Source organism: Blastococcus sp. TF02-09, assembly GCF_003319105.1.
Classification (GTDB): Bacteria; Actinomycetota; Actinomycetes; order Mycobacteriales; family Geodermatophilaceae; genus Blastococcus.
The window spans coordinates 26,193-36,560 of sequence record NZ_QOHH01000017.1; the positions used below are offsets into that span (position 1 = coordinate 26,193).

General features: G+C 71.3%; 5 protein-coding genes. 2 read left to right on the forward strand and 3 right to left on the reverse strand.

Annotation, left to right across the window (positions count from 1 at the left end):
* On the forward strand, positions 1 to 1,266 hold the full coding sequence (locus DQ239_RS19275) for a glycosyltransferase 87 family protein (RefSeq protein ID WP_158544905.1): 1,266 nt from the start codon (positions 1 to 3) through the stop codon (positions 1,264 to 1,266).
* Here DQ239_RS19275 and DQ239_RS19280 read toward each other — a convergent pair.
* From DQ239_RS19280 to DQ239_RS19290, 3 genes are read right to left on the reverse strand one after another with little or no spacing between them, the layout of a single operon-like run.
* Positions 1,256 to 3,064, reverse strand: a complete 1,809-nt coding sequence (locus tag DQ239_RS19280; protein WP_113836035.1) for a prolyl oligopeptidase family serine peptidase — start codon at positions 3,062 to 3,064, stop codon at positions 1,256 to 1,258. The genes DQ239_RS19275 and DQ239_RS19280 overlap by 11 nt on opposite strands.
* 4 nt (positions 3,065 to 3,068) lie before the next feature.
* Positions 3,069 to 4,127 carry a hemolysin family protein gene (locus DQ239_RS19285; RefSeq protein WP_113836036.1) on the reverse strand — a complete coding sequence of 353 codons (1,059 nt, stop codon included), beginning with the start codon at positions 4,125 to 4,127 and terminating at the stop codon, positions 3,069 to 3,071.
* Positions 4,124 to 5,476, reverse strand: coding sequence for a hemolysin family protein (locus DQ239_RS19290; protein WP_113836037.1), 1,353 nt, complete (start codon positions 5,474 to 5,476; stop codon positions 4,124 to 4,126). The genes DQ239_RS19285 and DQ239_RS19290 overlap by 4 nt, the downstream gene beginning before the upstream one ends.
* Positions 5,477 to 5,919: 443 nt before the next feature.
* Between DQ239_RS19290 and DQ239_RS19295 the strand changes: the two genes are divergently transcribed.
* Positions 5,920 to 10,308 (forward strand): DNRLRE domain-containing protein, encoded by a 4,389-nt coding sequence (locus DQ239_RS19295; RefSeq protein WP_147252181.1) that lies wholly within the window; start codon positions 5,920 to 5,922, stop codon positions 10,306 to 10,308.
* The last annotated feature ends 60 nt before the right edge of the window (positions 10,309 to 10,368 follow it).

Sequence of the window (10,368 nt, forward strand, 5' to 3'; positions counted from 1 at the left end):
GTGGACGGGGAGCAGGCAGCGGGCGTCGACAGCACGCTCCAGCGAGCGACGGCGGCGCGGGCCCCGGTCCTGACGCTGCGACAGGCCGGCGTGCTGCTGGGCCTCGTGGGCCTGGTGACGGGGATCTGTCTGGCCCTGCCGGCCAAGTCCGATCCCTGGCACGACTTCTTCGACCTGCGCGTCTACCACGGTGCGGTCCAGTGGTGGCTCGACGGGCGGCCGCTGTACGAGTTCCGCTACAACGCGACGCCGTACGGCCTCACCTACCCGCCGTTCGCCGGGCTGCTGCTGGTCCCCTCGACCCTGCTGTCGTTCCCGGCCATGGTGGTGGTCCACACGGTGGCGTCCGCGACCGTGCTGGTCCTGCTCGTGCGGTGGCTGATCACCCCGCTGGCCCGCCGGCACGGGTGGGCGCTGCCGTTCGCCTGGCTGGCGGCCCTGCCGCTGGCGTTCCTGCTGGAACCGGTCCGGGAGACCCTCGGCTTCGGGCAGGTGAACCTGCTGCTCGCGGGGCTCGTGCTGGCCGACGTGGTGGCGCTGCGCCGGGGCTGGCGCTGGGCGGGCGCGGGCACCGGTCTGGCCGCCGCGGTGAAGCTGACCCCCGCGGTGTTCGTGCTCTACCTGCTGGTGACCCGCCGGCTGCGGGCCGCCGGCACGGCCGTCGCGGTCGCCGGCGCCGCCACGCTGGTGACCTTCGCGGTGACACCGGGGACCTCGTGGCAGTTCTGGACCGAGACGCTCTGGCAGACCGAGCGGGTCGGCCAGGTCGACAAGGTCGCCAACCAGTCGCTGCTTGGGGGCCTGGCCCGGCTGGCGGACCCGGACGAGCCGTCCCGGGCGCTCTGGGCGGTGCTCGCGGTCGTCGTGCTGGCCGTCGCCCTCACCCGGGCCGCCCGCGCCGTCCGGGCCGGCGACGAGCTGGCCGGCATCGCGCTGACCGGCCTGGCCGCCTGCCTGGTCAGCCCCATCTCCTGGACCCACCACTTCGTGTGGCTGCTCCCGGCGTGCGTGGTGCTGCTCGACCTCGCGGCGGGCCGGCCCCGGGCCGGCGAGGTGCGCCGAGCGGCCCGTGCCCGGTGGTCGGCGGCCGCCGGGCTCGCCGCGGTGGTGCTGATCTGGTCCTCGTCCGTGGTCTGGGCCTTCGACCTGCGTTCGCCCCACCACTGGGACGACGGCTGGGCGGGGATGGTGCCGCAGAACGCCTACCTGCTCGTCACCCTCGCGCTCGTGCTCCTGCTGCCCGCGCGCGCCCCCGTCAGGGAGTGACGTGCCGCAGCGCGAACGCCAGCGCGATCTCCACCTGGCGGATCGTCTCCTCGATGACCAGCGAGCCGTGGCCGGCGTCGAACCGGTACACCTCGTGCTCCTTGCCCAGCTCCTCGAGCCGGGTCAGGTAGTTGTCGATCTGCCGGATCGGGCAGCGCGGGTCGTTCGCGCCGGCCACCACGAGCACCGGCGCGGCCACCGCGTCGACGTAGGTGATGGGGGAGGACCGGACGTAGACGTCGTGCTTCTCCTCCGGTGAGCCGCCGAACAGCGCCCGGTCGTAGGCCCGCAGGCCCTCCATCTCGTCCTGGTACGCGGCCAGGTAGTCGGCCACCGGCACCTCGGCGATGCCGGCCGCCCAGCGCTCCGGCTGCGTGCCCAGCCCGAGCAGGGTGAGGAAGCCGCCCCACGAGCCGCCGGTGAGCAGCGCGCGGGCGGGGTCGACGACGCCCTCGGCGACCAGCGCGTCGTACACCGCGCCGATGTCCTCGAGCTCGGTCAGCCCCGGGCGGCCGGTGAGCGCGTCCCGCCAGGCCGACCCGTAGCCGGTCGAGCCGCGGTAGTTCACGTGCACCACCGCGTAGCCGGCGTCCACGTACGCCGCCCGGCGGGCGCGGTAGGAGTCGTCGTCGGCAGCCTCGGGCCCGCCGTGCACCAGGAACGCGGTCGCGTACGGGCCGGGGCCGGCCGGTCGCACCAGCAGCGCGTGCACGTCGCCGCCCGGGCCGGGCACCCAGCGGTCCTCGACCGGGTAGGCCGCCGGCGGCTCCTCGTCCGACACCGAGAGGACGACGGGGCCGTCCGCGCGGCGGATGACCGGCGGGAGCTCGGAGTTCGACCAGGCCAGCTCCACGGTGCCGTCGGGCCGGGCGGTCGCGCCGCGGACGACGCCGGTCGGGGTGTCGAGCCGCTCCAGGGCGCCGCTGGCGAGGTCGTAGCGGTACAGCTCGCTGCGGGCGGCGTGGTCGTGGCCGACGAGCAGCGCCGAGCCGTCGGGGTACCAGCCCGCCGTGACGTCGCCGGGCAGGTCCAGCACGATCTCGGTCTCGGTGTCGGCCGCGACGTCCCAGATCAGCAGCTCCTCGCGGCCCCGGCGCTCGTGGCCCACCAGCAGCCGGGTGTCGCCGGACAGCGGGGCGAACTCCGAGGCGTGCAGCCCGCGGCCCTCGCCGTCCCACTTCTCCGCGACGACGGCGGGCGCCTCCTCGGTGGTGTCCGCGGTCCGCAGCACGCGCAGCGCCGGGTAGCGCGGGTCACCGTGCTCGGAGTGCGAGATGACCAGCAGGTCGCCGTCGTGGGTGAGCGCGTCCACCGAGGCGGGGTCGGGGTGTCGGTAGACGACCCGCGGCGCCTGCCCCCGGGGCGCTAGCCACAGCTCGCTGCCGTCGTCGGTGGAGCGGCCGACGGCGACCAGGTCGTCGCCGATCTCCAGCCCCGCGGGGTACGCCGGGCCGACCTCCGGGACGGCCGGGGTGTCCTCGCCGCCCGCGAAGGGCTGGGTCATCCAGACGCCGAACTCGTCGCCGTCGGTGTCGGCGAACCACCAGATCGTCTCGCCGTCCGGGCTCAGCGTGCCGATGAGCGTGCCGTTGGGCCGGTCGGTGGCCTGGCGGTGCGCGCCGGTCGAGCGGTCCCACGCGTACTGCTCGATCACGCCGCTGACGTCGGAGGCGTACAGGCTGCGGTGCGGGGCGTCGAACGCCCAGTCCGGCAGCGACACCCGCGGCGCGCGGAACCGCGCCTGCCAGCGGGCGGTGACCTCGGGCGGAAGGGCGGGGGAGGGCGTCGGCTCGGTCACCCGATCATCTTCCCCCGGCGCCGGTGACGGCCCCCGCAGCGCCCGTCACCGCCGCGTCCCGGACGTCGCCGATCAGCTGCTCCAGGACGTCCTCCAGCGCGACCAGCCCCGTCGTCCGCCCGTCGGTGACCACCCGGCCCAGGTGCGTGCCCTCGCGCCGCATGGTGGCCAGCACCTCGGGCAGGGCGGCGCCGGCGCTCAGCTCGACGAAGGGGGTGATGTGCTCCTCGGCGATCGGCCGGTCGCGGGCGTCGGCGTCCAGGACGTCCTTGATGTGCACGAAGCCGAGCAGGCCCTGGTCCCCGCGCACGGGGTAGCGGCTGAACCCGTACTCGGCCACCACCGCCTCCAGTTGCCGCGGCGTCGTGCTGCGCGGCACGGTGACGACGTCCTCGATGGGCAGCAGGACGGCGTCGATCTCGCCCTGCTCGAAGGTCAGCGCGCCGGCCGCGAGCTCGCCGACCTCGCTGCCCAGCCGGCCCTCGCGCTGCGACTGGACGACCATCGAGGCGATCTGGGCCTGGTCGAAGCTGGCCCGCACCTCGTCGGTGGGCTGCACGCCGAACAGCCGGACGAAGGCGTTGGCCAGCGTGTTGAAGAACCAGATGAAGGGCCGCAGCAGGCGCACCAGGGCGGCCAGCGCCGGGCCGAGCACGAGCGCGGCGCGGTCGGGCCCGGCCAGCGTGATGTTCTTCGGCACCATCTCGCCCAGCACCATGTGCAGGACGGTCACGATCGCCAGGGCGATGGCGAGCGCGATCGGGTGCAGCAGCCCCTCGGGGACGTGCGCGGTCTCGAGCGGCACCTCGATGAGGTGGGCGATCGCGGGTTCCCCGACCGCGCCCAGCCCGAGCGAGCACAGCGTGATGCCCAGCTGCGCGCCGGCCATCATCTCGCTGACGTTGCGCATCGCCGCCAGGGTCTTGACCGCCCGCGCTGACCCCGCCTCGGCGCGCGGCTCGATCTGGTCGGCCCGGGTGGAGACCAGCGCGAACTCCGCGGCGACGAAGAAGGCGTTGCCCAGCAGCAGGACGACGAGGACCAGCAGGCTGACGGCGGTCATGCCGGCACCTCCTCGCGGGCCCGGTCGTCCGCACCGGCGTCGGCGGCGTCGTCCGGCGGGTCGAGGCGGTGCACGCGCACCCGCGCGACCCGCCGTCCCTCCACGGTCTCGACGGTCAGCTCGGCGCCGTCCAGCGTCACCGAGTCGCCCGGCTCGGGCAGCCGCTGCAGGCGCTCGGCCAGCAGCCCGGCGACGGTCTCGTAGCGGCCCTCGGGGATGGTGACGCCGGTGCGCTCCAGCACCTCGTCGGGGCGCAGCAGGCCCGAGAGGACCCAGGTGTCGCCGTCGATCCGGCGCATCGTGCGCAGCGGCCGGTCGGTCTCGTCGGCGATCTCGCCCACCAGCTCCTCCACGATGTCCTCCAGGGTCACCACGCCGTGGGTGGCACCCCACTCGTCGACGACCAGCGCCAGCTGCAGCCCTTGGTCGCGCAGCAGGTCCAGCAGCCGCTCCAGCTGCAGCGACGAGGGGACGGCGAGCACGGGGACGGCGAGCTCGCCAGCGGTGCGGGTGCCGCGCTCGTCCTCGGGGACGGAGACCGCGTGCTTGACGTGCACCACCCCGGTGACCTCGTCGAGGTCCGAGCCGTACACGGGGAAGCGGGAGTTGCCCGACTCGATGGCCGCGGCGATGACGTCGGCGGCGGTGGCGCTGGCCCGCAGCGTCCAGAGGCGGGTGCGCGGGGTCATCACGTCAACGGCGAGCTTGCCGTTCAGCCCCAGGGAGCGCTGCAGGAGCCGGGCCGCGACGGGGGACAGGTCGCCCTCCTCGGCCGATCGCCGGGCCACCGAGACCAGCTCCTCGGCGCCCCGCGCGGTGTCCAGCTCCTCCCGCGGCTCGAACCCCAGCCGGCGCACGATCCAGTTGGCCAGCCGCTGCAGGGCGCCCACGACCGGGCCGGTGACCCGGGTGAACGCCCGCATGCCGGGGGCGACGAAGGCGGCGACTCCCATCGGCTCGGCGATGGCCAGGTTCTTCGGGCCGAGCTCGCCGAGCAGCATCTGCAGCGTCGTGGCCAGTGCGATGGCCAGCGCGAGCGCGACCGCGGTGGCCGTCGCCTGCGGGAGGCCGAGTGCCTCCAAGGGCCCGTGCAGCAGCTCGCCGATCGCCGGCTCGGCCAGGTAGCCCACGACCAGCGTGGTGATCGTGATGCCGAACTGAGCGGCGGACAGCTGGGTGGACAGGGTGCGCAGGGCGCGGACGACGGAGCGCCCGCGCGCATCGCCGTCCGCGGCGGCCTGCTCGGCCCGCCCGCGGTCGACGGTGGTGAGGGAGAACTCGGCGGCCACGAAGAAGCCGGTGGCGGCGGTGAGCACGACCGCCGCGAGGAGGAGGAGCCATTCGGTCATCGGGCCTGCGGTGCCCCCGCGGCGGGGCGCTCAACCGGACAGCGCCTGTGGCGTCCACCCCTCGGAACGACTCAGGGGCCGCCGCCATTCGCCTAGTCCATGCTTGCCGCCGCGCTCGAGCGCTGCGCTGGCGCTGCTACCGAGTTTCGTCAGGTCTGCAATTCCTGACTTCGGCCAGATTCGCGGTCATAAGCCGATCAGGTGGCAGCACATGTGAAGCGGCACTGAATCGAACGCTTTCCGCCACCCGGACGTCGTCCGCGAGAGGTTCTTTGCGATTGTGTGAAGACTCGTCACATTTCCGAGAGCGGTCTTTGCTCAAGGCCAAGCTGCTGCCACGTCGCGTGAGGCACATCACATTCTGCCTTCAGCGAGCCAGGCTCCATGACCTTGGTGAGGCGCTTGTGTGGTCGTTGCGGACGTTCCGGTCCTTTTCTCGTCGAGTGGGCAGGCCCGTGGTGGCCGTGGCCGTTGCTGCGGCGCTGACCGTCGGGGTCACGGGAACGGCAACCGCCGCCCCCGCGCCGGATGATCTGGGCGGCTCCGCAGCAACTCCCTTGTCGCCGCAAGGCGAGGTTCCCTCGGTCGAGTCGCCGGTGCCGAGTTCGGATGCTGATTCTCAGGATGCGGCCCGGGGGGCGGTACCTCCCGCGGAGATCCCGGCTCCGGTGGGTGATCCCGAGAAGACCGATCCGGTAGCTGTCGCGGTGGAGAAGGCAGCGGACACCGGCGCGCCGGTCGTGATCGATGAGTTGACCACGGAGTCGACCATTCTCGTCGCCCAGCCCGACGGCATGGTCGAGGTGGAGGCAGCTTCCGGGCCGAAGCGGGTGGCGCAGGAGGACGGCTCGTGGGCCGAGCTGGACACGACGCTGGAGGTCACCGAGAACGGCGTGGCACCAAAGATGGTGCCGGGTGACACGTTGTTCTCCGCCGGTGGCGATGACCTGCTCGCTGCGCTGGGTGACGGCGAAGGCACTTCGGTGACGATGACCTGGCCTGGCGGAAAGCTCCCGGAGCCGGTGCTGGATGGTGACACCGCCACCTATCCCGACGTGCTGCCAGATGTGGACCTGGTGCTGACAGCCAACCCGCTGGGCTTCTCCCAGCTGCTGGTGGTCAACAGTCGGCCGGACGCGGCGACAGCGGAGACGCTGTCCACGCTGGACATCCCGGTGGTCACGACCGGCGCTGACCTGGTCGAAGGCGCTGGCGGCCAGCTGCAGGTACAGGACGAAGACAGTGGTGAGCTGCTGGGTGTGGCGGCCGCCCCGCTCATGTGGGATGCGCGCGTCAACCCGCGCACCGACGAGCCGGTGGCGCTGCGACAGATGGGGGTGGCGGTCGAGGACGAGACCGGCGCTCCGGTGATCGCGGGCGGCCCCGAGGCGGTGGGCGAGGAGGTAACGCTGGTCCTGGAGCCGGACATGAGCCTGTTCACCGCACCGGACACCGTCTACCCGGTGACCATCGACCCGACGCAGACCCTGGGAGCGATCGGGGACTCGTTCGTGCAGTCCAACATCGCCACCACGCCCCAAGGCGGGGCGACCGAGCTGCGGACGGGCACCTACGACGGAGGCGCGACGGTCGCCCGGTCCTACCTGCGGTTCGACGTCTCAGCGTTGAAGAACCGGGATGTGCAGTCCGCGACGCTGTCGCTGTGGAACTTCCACTCCTGGTCCTGCACGCCTCGCTGGACCGACATCCGTGACGTGCCGGCGTTCAACCCGGACACCATCACCTGGAACAACCAGCCGGCCCTGGGCGGCATCGTGGCCAACCACTACGGGGCCATGGGTTTCAGCTCGGCCTGCCCGGCGGGGTGGATGGGCTTCGACATGACGAACTGGGCGCGGGTGTTCGCCGACAACCGCAACAACCGGCCCAACACGATGCACCTAGCGGTCACCGTCGAGAACGAGCGGGACAACGTCACGTGGAAGAAGTTCAGCTCGGGCAACGGCATGGCCGGCCCTGCTTTCACGTTCACCTTCGACGGCAACTGCTCGCTCTACAACGGCTATCGCGTGTGTGGTGCCATCCGCGACAAGTACTTGGCGTCCGGCGGCCCGAGCGGTCCGCTGGGGATGCCGACGACCAGCGAAACGCCCATCTATCTCGGCGCCTACAACCACTTCCAGGGCGGCTCGATCTACAACTCCCTCGCGGGCACGTACATCGTCAAGGGCGCGATCAGGGACCGGTGGGCACAGGTCGGCTGGGAGAAGAGTCCAGTCGGCTACCCGATAGGTGACGAGCTTTGCGGCCTGCGCGATGGCGGCTGCAAGCAGCATTTCGAGCGTGGATCGACCTACGTGTCCTGGGGCACCGGCGCATGGGATGTCGCGGGCAAGATTCGGGACAAGTGGGAGGCCACCGGCCGGGAGAGCGGCCCGCTGGGCTACCCGACGTCCGGCCCGCGGAGCCTGGCCGGGGGCAACGCCTTCCAGACCTTCGCCGGCGACGGCGAGGGCGAGGCGATCATGTACTTGGCCGCGGGCGCGCCGGCGGCCTACTACGTGAAGGGCCCCATCCGCGACCAGTTCGGCGCGCTGGGCTGGGAGAAGTCCTACCTCGGCTTCCCCACCTCGGACCCCTACAACGTGCTCGGCGGGCAGCGCAGCGACTTCCAAGGCGGGCAAATCACGCAGGACGCCGAGACTAACGCCACCCAATGGGGTGCCGGTCCTTCGACGTGGGCCGGCCAGCCGGGATGGGCAACCAACCTGAGTTTTCTGCCCACCGACCGCATCACCGCCGACGTCAACGTGGGCACCGGCAACCTCAACCTCACCGTCGCCGGTCTCGCCGTGCCCGGCGTAGGTGGAAACCGCGGCATCGGCGTCGTCTACAACTCCCTGCACACCGCCATCGGCTCGGTCGACCCCACCGGACTGCTCGGCCCAGGGTTCCGGCTCACCGAATCCCCCGATATGCGACTGATCCCTTATTCGGACAGCTCGGTGCGCTACCTGGACGCCACCGGCCGGGCTGCTGTGTTCGAGTGGAACGCCTCCGCCAACCGCTACGACAACACCGTCGGTGACGGCGGCTGGCGTCTCGAGCGCAATGCGGCCAACGACTGGGTGCTCACCGAGCTGGCCAGCAACCGGAAGATGACCTTCCGCTCCTCCGACGGGCTGCTCATCACCGACGCCGACCGCAACGGCCTCTCCGCAACGTTCACCTACGACTCGAGCGGCAAGCTCACGGGTATCACCGGAACCCGCGGCGGATCGGCGGTCACCTTCACCTACGGCGGCACCGGCGTGCCCGCCGGCAAGCTGGCCCGCACGTCGCAGACCGTCGGCGGGTCCACTCGCTCGGTGGCGTTCGGCTACACCAACGATCAGCTGACCTCGATCACCGACCCGGCCGGCGATACCACCCAGTTCGCCTGGACCGGCAACGACCTGACCCGGATCACTGCCCCGGCCGGTGGGGTGCACGCGGTCAGTTACGACACCAGTCACCGCGTCGCCCAGTACGTCGCCGATTACGGCAGCGGCCGCATCAACTCGACGACCAGGCTGGCTTGGGACGCCGACGGCAATGCGCTGCGGGTCAAGGTGACCGACCCGAACAACAACGTCACGACCTATCGCGGTGACGTGTTCGGCAAGATCCTCAACGTCGCCGACCCGCAGGGTCACACCCAGAAGGCCACCTATTCGCCCAACAACGACGTGGTCGCTGCGGTGGACGGCATGCTCGCGGCCAACACAACCACCTTCAGCTACAACGGGGCCGACGGTGGCTTCACCCCCACGGGGGTAAGCATGCCCACCGGCGCGTCCTATCCCGGCACAGGAACCGGGCCGCTGCGCTACCTGCCTACCTCGAGTACCGACACGCAGGGCAATGTCACCAACCTGTCCTACGACGCGGCTGGCAACCCAACGCGTCAGACCTCCGGGGGAGTGACCACCTCGACCACCTACAACCCGCCGGTCGGGCAGGCCGCCGTCTGCAATGGCGGCGGTAAGGCCGGGCAGCCGTGTACGCAAACAGACGGCCGAGGGAGCGTCACCACCTTCAGCTACGACAGCGCCGGCAACTTGCGCACGGTGACCCCACCGGCTGGGGTCATCAAGGCCACCACCTATACCTACGACGACGCTGGCCGCCCCAAGACGATGACCGATGGCAAGGGGCAGGTCACCACGTACGTCTACGACGGCGCAGACCGGGTCACCCAGATCCGCTACGACGGCGCCAGCTCGTGCCTGACCCCGGCCGACTGCCAGCGTTACACCTACGACGGCAATGGCAACCTCACCACCCGCAGCGACGCTGCCGGCACCACCACCTTTGGTTACGACCGCCTCAACCGACTCACCGAGGAAGCGAGCCCTGCGGCCTCCGGTGGCGGGTCGCAGATCAGCGGCATGTCTTATGACCTGGCCGGCAACCTGCTGACCTTCACAGACGCGACCGGCACCACCCGCTACGGCTACGACGCGAGCGAGAATCTTGTCAATCTGGCCGAACCCGGCGGATCGTGCACTGGCGTAATCTCTCGCTGCACTACCTATACCTACGATAGCAATGACATCCGCACCAAGATCATGTATCCGGGCGGGACGGTCGTGGAGATGCTTGATATCGACGCCGCGGGCCGGGCGCTAAGGCACAGGTCTACGGCCGGCGGGCACGTCGTTATGGACTTGCGCTATAGCTTCGCAAACTCGTCCGGCGACACTGGGCTACTGCAGACCCGCACCGACGCCACCGTTCCAGGCAATGCCGTACAGGCGTATAGCGGCTCTTCTTACTTGAGGTGGGGGCTGGTCAGTCCGCCGGCGATCAGGAGCATGCGTAGGCGGTAGTTGTCGCGGTTGCGGAAGCCGCGGGCGATGCGGCGGTGGAGCTCGATGAGGCCGTTTACG